Source organism: Ruminococcus sp. RTP21358st1_G6_RTP21358_211008 (assembly GCF_040908885.1).
Lineage (GTDB): Bacteria > Bacillota > Clostridia > Lachnospirales > Lachnospiraceae > Blautia_A > Blautia_A faecis.
The window spans coordinates 23,208-38,091 of sequence record NZ_JBDGDM010000010.1 but is presented as its reverse complement, the minus strand read 5'-3'; the positions used below and the strand labels follow the sequence as shown (position 1 = coordinate 38,091).

The following is a 14,884-nucleotide window of genomic DNA, read 5'->3' as shown; positions in this document are numbered from 1 at the left end:
CCAGCTGACTTTCGTATATGGTGCTGCCGCAGGTAGGCTGCACCTGTGTTTAGAAGAAAAAATAAGGGGGATAACAGATTGAACATATGTGTATATGGCGCTTCAAGTGCACTGCTTAAAAACATTTATTATGAAAAAACAGAAGAGCTTGGAAGAGCAATGGGAAAAAGAGGTCACGGTCTGGTGTTTGGCGGCGGAGCTACCGGAATGATGGGAGCAGCAGCCAGAGGCGTGGCAGCAGAAAATGGTTACATACTTGGAATTGCTCCCCGATTTTTTGACCAGCCTGGAGTTCTGTATGAGAAATGCACGGAATTTATTTTCACAGAGAATATGAGAGAGCGCAAAAAACTTCTGGAAGAAAAATCAGATGCTACGATCGTAGCACCTGGCGGAATTGGTACTTACGAGGAATTTTTTGAGATTTTTACCTTGAAAAGCCTGAAACGTATTGACCGCCCAATTGTGCTGTATAACATTGACGGATATTATGACAGGATGAAAGCATTGCTGGAGTACACAGCAGAGGAGAAATTCATGGATTTTTCCGTGCTGGATCTGGTAGTTTTTCTGGATGAGCCGGCGGCAGTTCTTGACTATCTGGAAAATTATAAAAAATAGAGGCTGCTATTCAGCAGGTACTGTTTTGTGAAACATATAACTGTGAAGGTACTGAACAGTTACAAAATGGACATATCGCCTATGTGCGGTATTAGTATACAGGAAAGAAGATGCCAGGGGGAATTTTCTCAAGGCATCTTTTTCATTTATGCGGCAGCAAACATAAGACTGCGTTGGCAGATACCTGGTAGTATCTTTGTTACCCCAAAAGGTATTGCAGTAAGGAGAATTTAGCCGGAATGGTAAAGTATAGGGTAAAAACTATCAAAAAAGATGAAAAAAATTTGTAAAAAATATTGACAAAAGGAATACTGAGGTGTATCTTAAGAACATAGATGTTAGCACTCCTAAATAATGAGTGCTAACAAAAGGAATTCGAAGAAGCCAGACGGAAATCAGAATCAGGTTTGACCGTCTGCTTTTCAGGAAGGAGCAGATATTTCATGGATGAAGTATTAGATGAGCGCAAACGGAAAATACTGAAAGCAATCATCAAAACTTATATGGAAACAGGCGAGCCTGTAGGTTCCAGAACTATTTCCAAGTATCCGGATCTGAATGTCAGCTCTGCTACCATCCGAAATGAGATGTCCGACCTGACAGATATGGGCTACATCGTACAGCCCCACACCTCAGCCGGAAGAATTCCATCAGATAAAGGCTATCGCCTTTATGTAGATGAGCTTACCAGGGAGAAGGAAGCCGAGATCGCAGAAATCCGTGATCTGATGATTGAGAAATCAGATAAGATGGATAAGGTGCTTAAGCAGGTGGCGAAGGTTCTTGCCACGAATACCAATTATGCGGCTATGGTTGCGGTTCCCCAGTATAAGGGAAGCACCCTGAAGTTCATTCAGCTTTCACGAGTCAATGAGCGGCAGCTGATTGCCGTAGTTGTATGTGAGGGTAATGTCATTCGGAACCAGATCATTAATATTGATGAGGAGATGGATGACCAGACGATCCTGAAGCTGAATCTTCTTCTTAACACGAACCTGAACGGCGTACCCATCCAGGATATTAATCTGGGCATGATCGCCAGATTGAAAGAACAGGCGGGTAGCCACAGCGGTGTGGTTGCAGATGTGCTGGACGCAGTTGCAGCTACGATTCACGTGGACGAAGAAGATATGAAAGTATATACATCGGGAGCGACCAACATATTTAAGTATCCAGAGCTTGCAGATACATCCAGAGCCAGTGAGCTGATTTCCACTTTCGAGGATAAGCAGGAACTTGCGGATATGGTCCGTGAGGAAATGGGAGATCCGGAGAACACAGGAGTTCAGGTATACATCGGGGATGAAGTTCCGGTACGTACCATGAAAGACTGCAGTGTGGTCACAGCTACTTACGAGCTGGGAGATGGAATGCGTGGAACTATTGGAATTATCGGTCCCAAGCGAATGGATTACGAGAATGTAGTGGACAGCTTAAAGAAATTAAAAGTCCAGCTTGACGAAATGGTAAATAAGAAAACCTAGAAAGGCGGTTGAAAGCGTGTCAGAAGAAATGAATAAAGAAGCCGAAGTACAGGAAGAAGCAGTTGACATTCCGGTAACAGACGGAAGCGAAGAAGAGGCAGCAGATACAGCCCAGACAGCAGAAGAGGAGACTTCCGAAGAGCCTGCACAGACAGAAGAAACTGAGCAGCCAGATCAGGAAGCAGAATCTCAGAAGGAACCGGAAACCAAGACAAAAACTTCTTTCTTCGGCAAGAAGAAAAAAGAGAAAGATAAATTTGAACAGCAGGTCGAGGAGCTTACAGACAGACTGAAGCGCAGCATGGCTGAATTCGATAACTACCGTAAAAGAACGGAGAAGGAGAAATCCAGCATGTACATCATCGGTGCCAGGGACATCGTTGAAAAAATGCTTCCGATCGTGGATAACTTCGAAAGAGGTCTTGCACAGGCACCGGAGGATGATCCATTTGCAGAAGGCATGAAGATGATCTATAAGCAGATGATGACAGCCTTTGATGAGATGGGCGTGAAGCCAATCGAAGCTGTAGGCAAGGAATTTGATCCGAATCTGCATAATGCAGTGATGCATGTGGAGGACGAATCCGTTGGCGAGAACATCGTCGTAGAGGAATTCCAGAAGGGATATACTTACAAGGATTTCGTTGTAAGACACAGTATGGTAAAAGTTGCTAATTGACAGAGAGCAGCTTGGAGAATCAAACTTCATCGACATTTTCTAAAAACAAAGTATAAATGTTACTGTTCGTGTAATGGACAGCAACCATGAATTTTTAAACAGGAGGAAAATTATCATGGGAAAAATCATTGGTATTGACTTAGGCACAACAAACAGCTGTGTAGCTGTTATGGAAGGTGGACAGCCAACCGTTATCGCAAATACAGAAGGATCCAGAACAACACCATCTGTTGTAGCATTCACAAAGACAGGTGAGCGTCTGGTAGGTGAGCCTGCAAAACGTCAGGCAGTAACAAACGCAGAGAAAACAATCTCTTCCATCAAGAGAGAGATGGGTACAGATTACCGTGTAACAATCGACGATAAGAAATATTCCCCACAGGAAATTTCTGCTATGATTCTTCAGAAACTGAAAAAAGACGCTGAAGGATACCTTGGAGAGTCTGTTACAGAAGCAGTTATCACTGTTCCGGCATATTTCAATGATGCTCAGCGTCAGGCAACCAAGGATGCTGGTAAGATTGCAGGTCTTGATGTAAAACGTATCATTAACGAGCCTACAGCTGCAGCTCTTGCATATGGTCTTGACAATGAGAAAGAGCAGAAGATCATGGTTTATGACCTTGGTGGTGGTACATTCGATGTTTCCATTATTGAGATTGGTGATGGAGTTATCGAAGTTCTGGCAACAGCTGGTAACAACCGTCTTGGTGGTGATGACTTTGACCAGAGAATTACAGACTATATGCTTTCTGAGTTCAAGAGAACAGAGGGCGTTGACTTAAGCAACGATAAGATGGCTCTTCAGAGACTGAAAGAAGCTGCTGAGAAAGCTAAGAAAGAGCTTTCTTCCGCAACAACAACCAATATCAACCTGCCATTCATCACAGCAACAGCTGAAGGACCGAAGCATTTTGATATGAACCTTACAAGAGCTAAATTTGACGAACTTACACACGATCTTGTTGAGAAAACAGCAGAGCCGGTTCGCCGTGCACTTTCTGATGCAGGTCTTACTGCTTCTGATCTTGGACAGGTGCTTCTGGTTGGTGGTTCCACACGTATCCCGGCTGTACAGGATAAAGTAAGACAGTTAACTGGCAAAGAGCCAAGCAAGGCCCTGAACCCAGATGAGTGTGTTGCACTTGGTGCTTCTATCCAGGGTGGTAAGCTTTCAGGTGAGGCTGGTGCAGGTGACATCCTTCTTCTTGATGTTACTCCACTTTCCCTGTCTATCGAGACAATGGGTGGTATTGCAACACGTCTGATCGAGAGAAATACAACAATCCCGACCAAGAAGAGCCAGATTTTCTCCACAGCAGCTGATAATCAGACCGCTGTAGATATCAATGTATTACAGGGTGAGCGTCAGTTCGCGAAAGACAATAAGTCCCTTGGACAGTTCCGTCTGGATGGAATCCCGCCAGCACGTCGTGGTGTTCCGCAGATTGAGGTTACATTCGATATCGATGCCAACGGTATTGTAAATGTATCTGCTAAGGATCTTGGAACAGGTAAAGAGCAGCATATTACAATCACAGCTGGTTCTAACATGTCCGAGTCTGATATTGACAAGGCTGTTAAAGAAGCTGCTGAGTTCGAAGCTCAGGATAAGAAACGTAAAGAGGCAATTGATACAAAGAACAATGCAGACTCCATGGTATTCCAGGTTGAGAATGCACTGAAAGAAGCAGGTGATAAACTGGATGCAAATGACAAAGCTTCCGTAGAGGCTGACTTAAATGCATTAAAAGATATTCTTGCTAAATATGCAAATACAGATGAGATCGGAGATGCTCAGGTCGCTGAGATCAAAGCTGCTCAGGAGAAGATGATGGAAAGTGCTCAGAAGCTTTTCGCAAAGATGTATGAAGCACAGAACCCACAGGGCGGTGCTGGTCAGGCAGGCCCGGGACCGGACATGGGAGGAGCTTCCCAGGGAGGTAACGAGGCAGGTTACGGCGATGATGTTGTAGATGCTGACTACAAAGAGGTTTAATTGAATAATAAGTTCCAATATTTCGGAACATGAAACTACAGCCCGGTCATGATTCATGACCGGGCAGTGGTGGTGAAAGACATATTACAGGAAATGCGCCGCTGGCGTCTTCCATAAGATAACCAAATACAAAAAGTTAGGAAAAGAAAGAAATCATGGCTGATAAAAGAGATTACTATGAAGTCTTAGGCGTTGATAAGAGCGCCGATGACGCTACATTAAAAAAAGCATATCGTCAGCTTGCCAAGAAGTATCATCCCGACGTAAATCCGGGAGATAAGGAAGCTGAAGCGAAATTCAAAGAGGCAACAGAGGCTTACAGCGTCTTAAGTGACCCGGACAAGAGAAGACAGTATGATCAGTTTGGTCATGCCGCTTTTGAAAACGGCGGCGGTGGCGGAGCAGGCGGTTTCGGCGGCTTTGATTTCTCCGGCGCAGACATGGGTGATATCTTCGGAGATATTTTCGGAGATCTGTTTGGAGGCGGCGGAAGCCGCAGACGTGCCAATAATGGACCTATGAAGGGTGCAAACCTGCGTGCACGCGTGAACATCACCTTCGAGGATGCTGTATTTGGCTGTGAGAAAGAACTTGAGATTACTCTGAAAGATGAATGTACTTCCTGTCACGGTTCCGGCGCTAAGGCTGGTACCTCACCGGTTACCTGTCCGAAATGTAATGGTGAAGGACAGATTGTTTACACCCAGCAGTCCATGTTTGGCATGGTTCGTAACGTTCAGGTGTGTCCGGATTGTCATGGTACAGGTAAGATCATCAAAGATAAATGCCCGGATTGCCGTGGTACCGGATACATTTCTAATCGCAAGAAAATTAAGGTATCTATTCCGGCTGGTATTGACAATGGTCAGAGTATCCGTATCCGTGATAAAGGTGAGCCTGGCACAAATGGGGGTCCGAGAGGCGATCTGCTGGTAGAAGTAAATGTAGCACGCCATCCGATTTTCCAGAGACAGGATATGAATATTTACTCTACTGCACCGATTACTTATGCACAGGCAGCGCTTGGAGGCGAAGTCAAACTGAATACAGTAGATGGAGAAGTTCTCTATGAAGTGAAACCAGGAACTCAGACAGATACCAGAATCCGTCTGAAGGGCAAAGGTGTTCCGTCCCTTCGAAACAAGAATGTTCGTGGTGATCACTACGTAACTCTGGTTGTTCAGGTACCAACCAACCTGAATGAGGACGCGAAAGAAGCTCTCCGCAAATTTGACGAGGCATGCGGCAATCGTCCTGCAGGCAGTGCCGGCGATAGCACAGAAAAGTCCGAAAAGAAGAAAAAAAGCTTCATGGACAAATTAAAAGAGACCTTTGAAGAGTAAAAAATCAGTTTTTCCATAAAAGAATAAAGAAAAGGGGAGATATCCTCTTTTCTTTTTTTGTTACTTATTGTATATTAAAGGATAGCCGCAACGTTACTGTCCGTGCTGCTGGTCAGAAAATGAGCAGTAACATCGCAAGAGTCCGGAAAGGAGTTTTGCCTTGAAAACAAAGAAAAGAGATTTGTTAAACCGATATATTCCCCTGTGGTCTATTGTACCTCTTGTGACCATCATGGCAGTGAATTGTCTGATTTACTGGGGAAGCAGTGCGCTTACAGCTGGCAGGTATCACTTTGATTTTACGATGGCATTTGACAGGGAAGTTCCTTTACTGCCTGTATTTGTGTGGTTTTATATTCTGGCATTTCCATTCTGGGCGGTGGGGTATTTGCTGGCGGCAAGGCGTGGTAAGGATATGTTTTACCGGTTTGTTGCCACAGATCTGACCATACATTTTATTTGCTTTATCTGCTTTATTTTAATACCGACCACCAATATAAGACCGGAGATCGCAGGAAATACCCTTTCGGAAAAGATTCTCGCTCTGGTATATTCGCTGGATGGCGGGAGCAGTCCTTCTAATTTGTTTCCCTCTATCCACTGCTATGTGAGCTGGATGTGCTGGAAAGGTGTGGAAGGTTCTGAGAAGGTGCCGAAATGGTATCAGAGATTTTCTCTGATATTTGCAATTCTGATCATTATCTCTACCCAGGTGCTGAAGCAGCATTACATTGTGGATGCAGCAGCGGCGTTGCTTCTGGTGGAGTTTTTCTGGAGATTTTATCAGAAAGGGCAGCGGCATAAGTGGGTTGTTCATATTTTTGCCAATGAAAAGAAGTAACATGGACATAAAAAGTCAGTAATTGGTCAGGTGAATTGAAAAATCAGAATAAAGTAACAGATAACAACCGTTTCGGAAGATGTTAAAAAATACCATATTGTGATTATGAAGAAACAGCTTTCAATAAAAAGATTGGAGAAATAGTATGAAGTGGAATCGTTTTACCATCAAAACAAAAACAGAAGCAGAAGACGTTATCATCTCTGCCCTTGCAGATGTTGGAGTTGAGGGCGTAGAGATTCAGGACAAACAGCCTCTTACCGAGACAGATAAAGAGCAGATGTTTGTGGATATTATGCCGGAAGGTCCAGCAGATGATGGAATCGCCTATCTGAATTTTTATCTGGAAGAGGACACAGAAACTGCGCCAGTTCTCGAGAGAGTACGTGCTGTCCTTGAAGAAGTACGCGGATACATGGATATCGGCGAAGGCACCATCACAGAATCCCAGACAGAGGATAAAGACTGGATCAATAACTGGAAGGAATATTTCCATCAGTTCTATGTAGATGACATTCTTATTGTTCCATCCTGGGAAGAAGTGAAGGAAGAAGATAAAGATAAGATGATCCTTCACATTGATCCAGGTACAGCTTTTGGAACTGGTATGCATGAGACTACCCAGCTGGTAATCCGTCAGCTGAAGAAATTTGTGACAAAAGACACCCAGATGCTGGATGTTGGAACCGGAAGCGGCATTCTTGGAATTGTAGCTTTGAAGCTGGGCGCTGCTCATGTTGTGGGAACTGACCTTGATCCCTGTGCAATTCCGGCAGTGGCTGACAATAAAGAAGCTAATGATATTAAGGATGAGACTTTTGACATGCTCATTGGAAATATCATTGATGATAAAGAAGTTCAGGATACTGTTGGATATGAGAAATATGACATTGTAACAGCTAATATCCTGGCAGATGTACTGGTGCCTCTCACACCGGTTATCGTAAATCAGATGAAAAAGGGTGCTTACTATATTACCTCTGGAATTCTGGATGTGAAAGAAGAAGTAGTGGTAAAGGCAGTGAAAGACGCCGGGCTTCAGCTGGTTGAGGTAACCCATCAGGGAGAATGGGTATCTGTCACAGCCAGAAAGGAATAATTATGCAGCGCTTTTTTGTGGAGCCTTATCAGGTCCTGGAGGAAGAACACAGGATCACTCTTACAGGTCCGGATCTGAACCATATGAAAAATGTTCTTCGCATGCGCATTGGTGAGGACGTTTGGATCAGCGATGGCAGTGAGAAGGAATATCACTGTACCATAGAAGAATTTCAGGAGGACAGCGCAGTTCTTCATATCCTTTATGCCCAGGAATCCCAGTATGAGCTCCCAAGCCGGATTTATTTGTTCCAGGGACTTCCCAAAGGGGATAAAATGGAACTGATCATTCAGAAGGCTGTGGAGCTTGGCGCTTACGCTGTTGTTCCAGTTGAAACAAGGAGATGTGTGGTGAAGCTGGACGCAAAGAAAGCGCAGAAGAAGGTTACCAGATGGCAGCAGATTTCCGAGAGCGCAGCTAAGCAGTCTAAGCGTATGCTAATCCCGGAAGTGAAAAATGTAATGAACTGGAAAGAAGCACTTGCCTTTGCAAAAGGACTGGATGTGGTTCTGATTCCTTATGAGCTTGCCCAAGGTATGAAAGAGACCCGGGAAATCCTGGCGGCAATTCAGCCTGGACAATCTGTGGGGATTTTTATTGGCCCGGAAGGCGGTTTTGAGGAGGAAGAAGTGAGAGATGCCATGGAAGCCGGAGGGAAACCGGTGACCCTGGGAAAAAGAATCCTGCGCACAGAGACAGCAGGCATGACCATGCTGTCTATTCTGATGTATACGCTTGAGTCTGTTTAAAAATATTTCAGCAATCTGCAAGACGTGCCAGAGTCTGTTTGAAAAATCATTTCTGCAATCTGCACGCCCCACTTTGCGGTATATTTCACCCGAATTCGGCTGCCGCAGCCCGCTGCGACGCCCTTATCCGGGCAAAAGCTTCCGCAAATTGTGATGTACTTCTTGCAGATAGCCTTTTTTAAACATGCTCTGGAAAAAAGAGGAAAAGTAAGAAATGGAAGCATATTTTGATAACTCCGCTACCACAAGATGTTATCCTGAGGTGGCAGAGATTGTAGTAAAAACAATGACAGAGGATTTTGGAAATCCTTCTGCCATGCATTTAAAAGGTGTGGAAGCGGAAAAGTATGTCCGTGAAGCTGCACAGATACTTGCCAAAATTCTCAAGGTAAATGAAAAAGAAATCATTTTCACCTCTGGCGGAACAGAGTCAAATAATCTGGCCTTGTTTGGCGGAGCGGATGCAAATAAAAGAAGCGGAAACCATATTATCACCACCTCAGTGGAGCATGCAGCTGTAGGACAGCCCGCAGAGCGCCTGGAACAGATGGGATATGAGGTGACGATAGTACCTGTAGATCACAGGGGTGTGGTTCAGTTGGAGGCGTTAGAAAAGGCTTTGCGCCCAGATACGATTCTGGTATCTACTATGTATGTAAACAATGAGGTTGGTGCCGTGATGCCAGTAGAAGAGATTGCAAAACTGGTTCATGAGAAAAGCCCGAAGGCTCTGTATCATGTAGATGCGATCCAGGCATTTGGAAAATACCGTATTTATCCCAAAAAGGCAGGAATTGATATGCTCTCTGTGAGCAGCCATAAGATTCACGGACCTAAGGGTGTAGGATTTTTATATATCAATGAGAAAGCCAGGATTCAGCCTCAGATCTTAGGCGGCGGCCAGCAGGCCGGTATGCGGTCCGGTACAGATAATGTACCTGGAATTGCAGGACTGGGTGTTGCTGCAAAGATGGTCTACACGGATTTTGATAAGAAAATTGAGCATATGTATCAGCTGAAGGAACGCCTTGCAGAAGGTTTTCTGAAACTTCCTGATGTTCGTCTCAACGGAATGGAGATAAGAGAAGGTGCACCTCAGATCTTAAGCGCCAGCTTTCTGGGCGTGAGAAGCGAAGTGCTGCTTCATACTCTGGAAGAAAAAGGCATTTATGTTTCAGCCGGAAGCGCCTGCTCCAGCCACAAAAGAAAAGCTGCCGGAACCTTAAGTGCAATGGGAATGGAAGCAGCCCAAAGAGAAAGTACGCTGAGATTCAGTTTTTCAGAGGAAAATACATTTGAAGAAGTGGATTATGCATTGGAAGTGATCGGGCAGGTACTGCCTATGCTTCGGAGATATTCCAGACACTGATGCAGTGAGGAAAAGAAGAATGAAATGCAGCGCCGGGGAAAGTCCGGCAGCCGCATAACATAAAGAAACAGGAGGAAATCAAATGATATTTCACGCATTTTTAATAAAATACGCAGAAATAGCTATCAAGGGTAAAAATCGATATCTGTTTGAAGATGCCCTTGTGAAGCAGATGAATATTGCTCTTTCTAAGATAGAGGGCGATTACCGCGTTGTGAAGGAGCAGGGCCGTGTTTATGTATTCTGTCCGGAGGAATACGATTTTGAGGAGGCTGTAGCTGCATTAAAAACAGTATTCGGTATTGTTTATATCTGTCCGGTAGTGATCTACGAGGACAAAGGATTTGAGCAGATGCGCTCTGACGTTGTGGAGTACATGAAGAATGTACATCCGGATTATCACGGCACCTTCAAGGTATATACAAGACGTGCAAAGAAGTCCTATCCGGTAAATTCCATGGAAGTAAGTGCAAGAATCGGTGAAAGCATTCTGGATGCTTTTCCGGAGGCAAAGGTGGATGTACATCAGCCTGAACTTACCGTTTCTGTTGAGATCCGTGAGAAAATTTATGTATATTCCAAGAGCATCAAGGGACCTGGCGGAATGCCGGTTGGAACCAATGGAAAGGCAATGCTGCTTCTTTCCGGCGGAATTGACAGCCCAGTGGCCGGATATATGATCGCAAAGCGAGGAGTTAAGATTGAAGCCGTTTATTTCCATGCTCCGCCGTATACCAGCGAGCGTGCGAAACAGAAGGTTGTGGACCTGGCGAAGCTGGTGGCAAAATACAGTGGACCGATCAGGCTTCATGTAGTAAATTTCACAGACATTCAGCTGTACATTTACGATCAGTGTCCACATGATGAGCTTACTATCATTATGCGTCGTTATATGATGAGAATTGCAGAGCATTTTGCAAAGAAGGATAACTGTCTTGGACTTATTACCGGTGAAAGCATTGGACAGGTTGCAAGCCAGACCCTGCAGAGTCTTGCAGCAACGAATGAAGTGTGTACATTACCGGTATATCGTCCGGTGATTGGGTTTGATAAACAGGAAATTGTAGAGCGTTCCTGGGAGATTGGAACTTATGACACTTCTGTTCTTCCATATGAAGATTGCTGTACTATTTTTGTCGCAAAGCATCCGGTTACAAAGCCGAATCTGAATGTGATCCGCAAGTCAGAGGAGAAACTGGCTGAGAAAATTGATGAACTGATGGAAGCGGCACTTAGCACTGCAGAAGTGATTGAAATCCAGTAAAAAAGTGGAAAAGTACTCAGAGACTGCATGAAGTCATCGAAAAAACAAAAAGAGGAACTGTGAACAGTTCCTCTGACAATCGAATATTTAATTATTCAACTGTATATTTGTCGATGATTTCCATAACGCTGTCAAGAGCAGCTCCGTCAGCATGGATATTGAGGTCGATCGGTTTGGATAAATCCAGGCTGAAGATACCCATGATAGATTTAGCGTCAATCACATATCTTCCGGATACCAGGTCGAAGTCGCAGTCAAATTTGCTGATCTCGTTTACAAATGCTTTCACTTTATCAATAGAGTTAAGTGAGATTTTTGCTGTTTTCATTGTGATATAACCTCCCTTGGATTGTTAGTAGTTTGCTTTACAGTACTCATATTACCTGTAGGCAGGATAAAAGTCAAGGTGAAAAAAGAGAAAAAATGGCAGCAGAATTAGTGAAAATGTATAAAAAATTTACAACATTACTGTGTACTGGTAATATTCCGCGGGATGCTTTTCGTGAATGAAATTTACAGAAGATCCGGGAAGTGCGGCACGAAATCACGTATTTGCATGAATTCTGTGCACCGCGGAGAAATTATCCTGCATGGTGTGGACAGTACTAGTTTTGGAGGAAAAAATGAAAAAAAAGGTTGCATTACACAATCTTGGATGTAAAGTAAACTCTTATGAGCTGGAAGCTATGCAGCAGCTTCTGGAACAGGCAGGGTATGAAATCGTACCTTTTGAACCAGGTGCTGATGTTTACGTAATAAATACCTGTACGGTAACAAATATTGCAGACCGTAAGTCCCGTCAGATGCTTCACAAGGCGAAAAAGATGAACCCGGATGCGGTGGTAGTAGCAACAGGATGTTATGTACAGACTGACGAGGGAAAACTGGAAACGGACGAAGCAGTAGATCTGGTACTTGGAAATAACCAGAAAAAAAATATTGTGGAAGTTCTGGCTGAATTTGAAAAAGAACACCAGCGTCAGGCTCATATTATTAAGATTAACCAGACAAAGGAATATGAAGAACTGGAAATCAGCCGTACAGCTGAGCATGTACGTGCTTATATTAAGGTGCAGGATGGCTGCAACCAGTTTTGCACTTATTGTATCATTCCCTACGCAAGAGGCCGCGTGCGAAGCAGGGAAAAAGAGAATATTTTAAACGAAGTGCACAAGCTGGCCAAAGCTGGCTACAAAGAAGTGGTGCTTACAGGAATTCATCTCAGTTCCTATGGAGTGGATTTTCCTGAGGACAAAAAAGAAACTTTGCTTTCTCTTATTCAGGCAGTAAATGAAGTGGAAGGAATTCAGAGAATCCGCCTTGGTTCCCTGGAACCGGGAATTGTCACAGAAGAATTTGCAAAAGAGCTGTCTTCTATGTCAAAAGTCTGCCCTCATTTTCATCTTTCCCTGCAGAGCGGATGCGATACGACTCTGGAGAGAATGAACAGACGATACAGAAGCGCGGAGTATAAAGCAAGATGTGAACTTCTTCGCAAATATTTCGGAAATCCAGCACTGACAACAGATGTGATCGTTGGTTTTCCAATGGAAACAGAAGAGGATTTTCAGGCTTCCTATGATTTTGTGAAAGATATTTATTTTTATGAAACCCATATTTTTAAATATTCCCGTCGCCATGGAACTAAGGCTGCGGCTATGTCCGGTCAGCTGACAGAGGCAGAAAAAGCTGTGAGAAGTGACAAAATGCTGGAGCTGCACCAGAAGCGTGCAGCAGAATATGAGACTTCTCTTCTTGGAAAGACTCTGGAGGTACTTCTGGAGGAGAAAGTGGAGATTGATGGAAAAGCATATTATCTGGGACATTCCAGAGAATATGTGAAAGTGGCGGTGCCGAAAACGGAGAAATACGGTGTAAATGATATTCTGGCGGTGAAAGTGGAAAAAACTTTGCAGCCACATATTCTGCAGGGAGAAGAAATACAGGTTCTGTAGGGCGTGACCTGTAACATAATTATTACTGTTCACTGGTAACGTTCCGCGAGATGTTTTTTGTGAACAAAGTTCACAGAAAACCCGAGAATCTCAGCGCGAAATCATGCGAATGCATGATTTCTGTGTATCGCGAAGCGGGTTACTGGGCAGGTCGTGACCAGTAACCACACAATTGCGGAAATGACAGGCAATGCAAAATTAGGATTGTAATTTACACGTAATTATATTAAAATAAAAAAGAAATAATCGTAAGGACGTGAGAAAAATGGCAGAAAATAATCTGGGAAGTACACAATATTTCAGAACAAAACCAGATCAGGAGCTTGAAGTAAAAGAAATCCTGGACCTGGTTTACAACGCAATGGAAGAAAAAGGCTATAATCCTGTGAATCAGATCGTAGGTTATATTATGTCCGGTGATCCGACTTATATCACCAGCCATAAGGGTGCCAGAAGCATGATCATGAAGGTTGAGCGTGACGAACTTGTTGAGGAATTGCTGACCGAGTATATTAAGAACAGATCCTGGGAATACTGATTATGAGATTAATGGGATTAGACTACGGTTCCAAGACGGTGGGCGTTGCCGTCAGTGATCCACTGGGACTTACCGCACAAGGTGTGGAGACTGTCTGGCGCAAGCAGGAGAATAAGCTTCGCCAGACGATGGCACGGATTGAAGAACTGATTTCGGAGTATCAGGTAGAGCGTATTGTACTTGGATATCCGAAGAACATGAATAATACTGTAGGCGAGCGGGCGGTGAAATCTCTTGAGTTTAAAGAAAAGCTGGAGAAGAGGACTGGCCTGCCTGTTGTGATGTGGGATGAACGACTGACTACGGCAGAAGCGGAGCGTACTTTGATGGAGACCGGTGTCAGACGTGAGAACAGGAAGCAGTTTCTCGATCAGATGGCTGCGGTTTTGATCTTACAGGGATACTTAGACCGAATGAATATGAATAAGGACGAAAATAATGGAGAAAATTAAATTTCAATCTGAGGATGGGATTATAGAATTTTTTGTGGAAGAACAGACTACAGTTGCAGGAATCACTTATCTTCTGGTTTCCGATTCACAGGACGATGAGGCAAATGCCTATATTATGAAAGATATTTCAGAAGAGGGAAGCGAAGAAGCCAGCTATGAGATGGTAGAAGATGATGAAGAACTGGTGGCAATTTCCAAAGTATTTGAACAGATGTTGGACGACGTAGATCTTGAAATGTAATAATTTGCTGGGCAGATCGTGAACAGTGATGCGAAATCATGCTTTGCATGTTATTTTGTGCATCGTGAAGCGTGTAACTGTGAAGTTACTGAACAGTTACCAGCCGAAACAAAATAAAGTCGCTTTATCCTGGTAGCGTGAGTTTGGAGGATAAAGTGCGCAAAATGGAGGATAGATTGATTGAAGACGGAAAATGAAATGAACAACAACGGGCAAAGGACTCCGGCAGCCGGAAACGGAACAAGAAAAC

At 44.0% G+C, this 14,884-nt stretch carries 16 protein-coding genes; 14 read left to right on the top strand and 2 right to left on the bottom strand.

Annotated elements, in window-relative coordinates:
- The first annotated feature begins 78 nt into the window (after window positions 1–78).
- The 8 genes from AB5Z12_RS05600 (at window position 79) to AB5Z12_RS05565 (ending at window position 8,815) form a co-directional block, all read left to right on the top strand.
- Window positions 79–621: a TIGR00730 family Rossman fold protein gene (locus AB5Z12_RS05600; RefSeq protein ID WP_195379279.1), complete on the top strand. Its 543-nt coding sequence runs from the start codon at window positions 79–81 to the stop codon at window positions 619–621.
- A gap of 443 nt (window positions 622–1,064) precedes the next feature.
- On the top strand, window positions 1,065–2,105 hold the full coding sequence (hrcA, locus tag AB5Z12_RS05595; protein ID WP_173716405.1) for a heat-inducible transcriptional repressor HrcA: 1,041 nt from the start codon (window positions 1,065–1,067) through the stop codon (window positions 2,103–2,105).
- Between the two features lie 16 nt (window positions 2,106–2,121).
- Window positions 2,122–2,784: a nucleotide exchange factor GrpE gene (gene grpE, locus AB5Z12_RS05590; RefSeq protein ID WP_256144466.1), complete on the top strand. Its 663-nt coding sequence runs from the start codon at window positions 2,122–2,124 to the stop codon at window positions 2,782–2,784.
- A gap of 115 nt (window positions 2,785–2,899) precedes the next feature.
- Window positions 2,900–4,783 (top strand): molecular chaperone DnaK, encoded by a 1,884-nt coding sequence (gene dnaK / locus AB5Z12_RS05585; protein ID WP_148461282.1) that lies wholly within the window; start codon window positions 2,900–2,902, stop codon window positions 4,781–4,783.
- A gap of 155 nt (window positions 4,784–4,938) precedes the next feature.
- Window positions 4,939–6,126 (top strand): molecular chaperone DnaJ, encoded by a 1,188-nt coding sequence (gene dnaJ, locus AB5Z12_RS05580; protein ID WP_118578560.1) that lies wholly within the window; start codon window positions 4,939–4,941, stop codon window positions 6,124–6,126.
- Window positions 6,127–6,286: 160 nt separating this feature from the next.
- Window positions 6,287–6,967: a phosphatase PAP2 family protein gene (locus tag AB5Z12_RS05575; protein WP_368368579.1), complete on the top strand. Its 681-nt coding sequence runs from the start codon at window positions 6,287–6,289 to the stop codon at window positions 6,965–6,967.
- A 145-nt stretch (window positions 6,968–7,112) separates the two neighbouring features.
- Window positions 7,113–8,066, top strand: a complete 954-nt coding sequence (gene prmA / locus AB5Z12_RS05570; protein ID WP_173716406.1) for a 50S ribosomal protein L11 methyltransferase — start codon at window positions 7,113–7,115, stop codon at window positions 8,064–8,066.
- Between the two features lie 2 nt (window positions 8,067–8,068).
- Window positions 8,069–8,815: a 16S rRNA (uracil(1498)-N(3))-methyltransferase gene (locus tag AB5Z12_RS05565; RefSeq protein ID WP_173716407.1), complete on the top strand. Its 747-nt coding sequence runs from the start codon at window positions 8,069–8,071 to the stop codon at window positions 8,813–8,815.
- Here AB5Z12_RS05565 and AB5Z12_RS05560 read toward each other — a convergent pair.
- Window positions 8,812–9,039 (bottom strand): DUF6783 domain-containing protein, encoded by a 228-nt coding sequence (locus AB5Z12_RS05560; RefSeq protein WP_347708516.1) that lies wholly within the window; start codon window positions 9,037–9,039, stop codon window positions 8,812–8,814. The two genes, AB5Z12_RS05565 and AB5Z12_RS05560, sit on opposite strands and share 4 nt — an antisense overlap.
- On the opposite strand from AB5Z12_RS05560, the gene AB5Z12_RS05555 reads away from it, so the two are divergent.
- Both AB5Z12_RS05555 and thiI read left to right on the top strand, forming a co-directional pair.
- Window positions 9,030–10,184: a cysteine desulfurase family protein gene (locus AB5Z12_RS05555; protein ID WP_118578554.1), complete on the top strand. Its 1,155-nt coding sequence runs from the start codon at window positions 9,030–9,032 to the stop codon at window positions 10,182–10,184. The two genes, AB5Z12_RS05560 and AB5Z12_RS05555, sit on opposite strands and share 10 nt — an antisense overlap.
- An 82-nt stretch (window positions 10,185–10,266) precedes the next feature.
- Complete coding sequence (thiI, locus tag AB5Z12_RS05550) at window positions 10,267–11,448, top strand: tRNA uracil 4-sulfurtransferase ThiI (RefSeq protein WP_118578552.1); 1,182 nt, start codon at window positions 10,267–10,269, stop codon at window positions 11,446–11,448.
- A gap of 91 nt (window positions 11,449–11,539) precedes the next feature.
- Here thiI and AB5Z12_RS05545 read toward each other — a convergent pair whose 3' ends face one another.
- Window positions 11,540–11,776: an HPr family phosphocarrier protein gene (locus AB5Z12_RS05545; protein ID WP_021925019.1), complete on the bottom strand. Its 237-nt coding sequence runs from the start codon at window positions 11,774–11,776 to the stop codon at window positions 11,540–11,542.
- Between the two features lie 295 nt (window positions 11,777–12,071).
- On the opposite strand from AB5Z12_RS05545, the gene mtaB reads away from it, so the two are divergent.
- The 4 genes from mtaB (at window position 12,072) to AB5Z12_RS05525 (ending at window position 14,634) form a co-directional block, all read left to right on the top strand.
- Window positions 12,072–13,403, top strand: a complete 1,332-nt coding sequence (gene mtaB, locus AB5Z12_RS05540) for a tRNA (N(6)-L-threonylcarbamoyladenosine(37)-C(2))-methylthiotransferase MtaB (RefSeq protein ID WP_195409401.1) — start codon at window positions 12,072–12,074, stop codon at window positions 13,401–13,403.
- A gap of 265 nt (window positions 13,404–13,668) precedes the next feature.
- Window positions 13,669–13,941, top strand: a complete 273-nt coding sequence (locus AB5Z12_RS05535; RefSeq protein ID WP_021925017.1) for an IreB family regulatory phosphoprotein — start codon at window positions 13,669–13,671, stop codon at window positions 13,939–13,941.
- 2 nt (window positions 13,942–13,943) lie between these two features.
- Window positions 13,944–14,393 (top strand): Holliday junction resolvase RuvX, encoded by a 450-nt coding sequence (ruvX, locus tag AB5Z12_RS05530; RefSeq protein WP_118578548.1) that lies wholly within the window; start codon window positions 13,944–13,946, stop codon window positions 14,391–14,393.
- Entirely contained in the window at window positions 14,380–14,634 is a 255-nt protein-coding gene (locus AB5Z12_RS05525) for a DUF1292 domain-containing protein (RefSeq protein ID WP_195409400.1), read from the top strand. Before ruvX ends, AB5Z12_RS05525 begins: the two co-directional genes overlap by 14 nt.
- Window positions 14,635–14,884: the final 250 nt, after the last annotated feature.